The sequence below is a fragment of the Streptomyces californicus genome (genome assembly GCF_000717645.1).
In the GTDB taxonomy this organism is placed as follows: domain Bacteria; phylum Actinomycetota; class Actinomycetes; order Streptomycetales; family Streptomycetaceae; genus Streptomyces; species Streptomyces californicus.
Map to the genome: position 1 here is coordinate 1 of NZ_JNZZ01000075.1, position 1,063 is coordinate 1,063.

Here is a 1,063-nt window from a genome sequence, read left to right on the forward strand (position 1 = left end):
GAAGAACGTGTCGCCGAGCTTGATGCGCTCGGACTGGTCGGTGGAGCCGTACTGGCCCGCGTACGTCTTCCCGCCGGTGGTGATCGACGTCATCTGCGACTGGTCGGGCCACCGCATCATCCTGGGCGACGGACTCCCCCACCGACAACGGCTGAAGTGCTGCCCGCCGACCGGCGGGAGTCTGTATCGAACTCGGCGGTGGCAAGCTGGCCGTGGCGCAGCCGGGAGGCCCTCACCGGTGCGGTGAGGGCCTCCCGGCTTTCCGCGCCCGAAGGGCGGGCTCCATCATACAGAGCTCGCCCTTCCTTCTTGAATCTCGATGGATCAGAGTTGGTTCTTATTTCGAGATCGTGCGCTCAGGGTGGCGGCGATCCAAGTGGCCAGAGTGATGCCGAGGACGGTGAGACCGCCGGCGGTCATTCCCATAACCAGGAGTGCTATGGAGAGAATCACGCCGAGGAAGCCGAAGATATGGCTGGTCACCATCAGCCTCTTCAGCAGTGGCTGCCGTTGCAGCGGAACTCCTACCTGACGCATGCCATATCTCCTTTCATGGCCCGGAAGGAGCACCCCTCCGAGAGCGGTCCGACTAATTGAAGGGAATCTGGGCAATCTGGCTGACAGCCCATGAGGCCGCGTAGCAGCCAGCGGCGAAACCCAGAGAGGCTCCGAGTGTCAGTGGGGCCGCCACTACGGCGCTCGCGCAGTACGTGGCGACACCGCCCCCAGTAACCGCACCTGCTACATCGCCCCACAACGCCTTGGTATCACCCTCAGCTAGGTGCTGGCCTGCTTGAATGAGGTCACCAGCAGGGCCCAGGACATCCAGGAACGCAAGCCCGGTGGGATCAATCTTGTTGACGGGGTCGCCTGCGGCGTAGAGGTAGGGGTTCTTTTCCTGGCCGGAGGGGTCGGGGGTGGTGAAGCGGCCGATGTTGGGGTCGTAGTAGCGGGCGCCGCCGGCGAAGCGGTACGGCTGGTGGACCTGTTCGGTCGTACCGGCGCGCTGGACGCCGCGCGGGCTGTAGGCGTACGTGTTGACCTTCGTGCCCGTTTCGTCGGC

The 1,063-nt window shown here is 64.6% G+C and carries 2 protein-coding genes; both read right to left on the reverse strand.

Annotated elements, in window-relative coordinates:
- Window positions 1-324: 324 nt before the first annotated feature.
- Window positions 325-537 (reverse strand): hypothetical protein, encoded by a 213-nt coding sequence (locus IF19_RS0134265; protein ID WP_030112189.1) that lies wholly within the window; start codon window positions 535-537, stop codon window positions 325-327.
- 52 nt (window positions 538-589) lie between these two features.
- The coding region (locus tag IF19_RS1000000138590) for an RHS repeat-associated core domain-containing protein (protein ID WP_032788757.1) at window positions 590-1,063 on the reverse strand (474 nt) is incomplete at its 5' end.

Coding starts and splice junctions, on each gene's coding strand:
- IF19_RS0134265 (WP_030112189.1), bottom strand. CDS start 537: ATGCGTCAGGTAGGAGTTCCGCTGCAACGGCAGCCACTGCTGAAGAGG.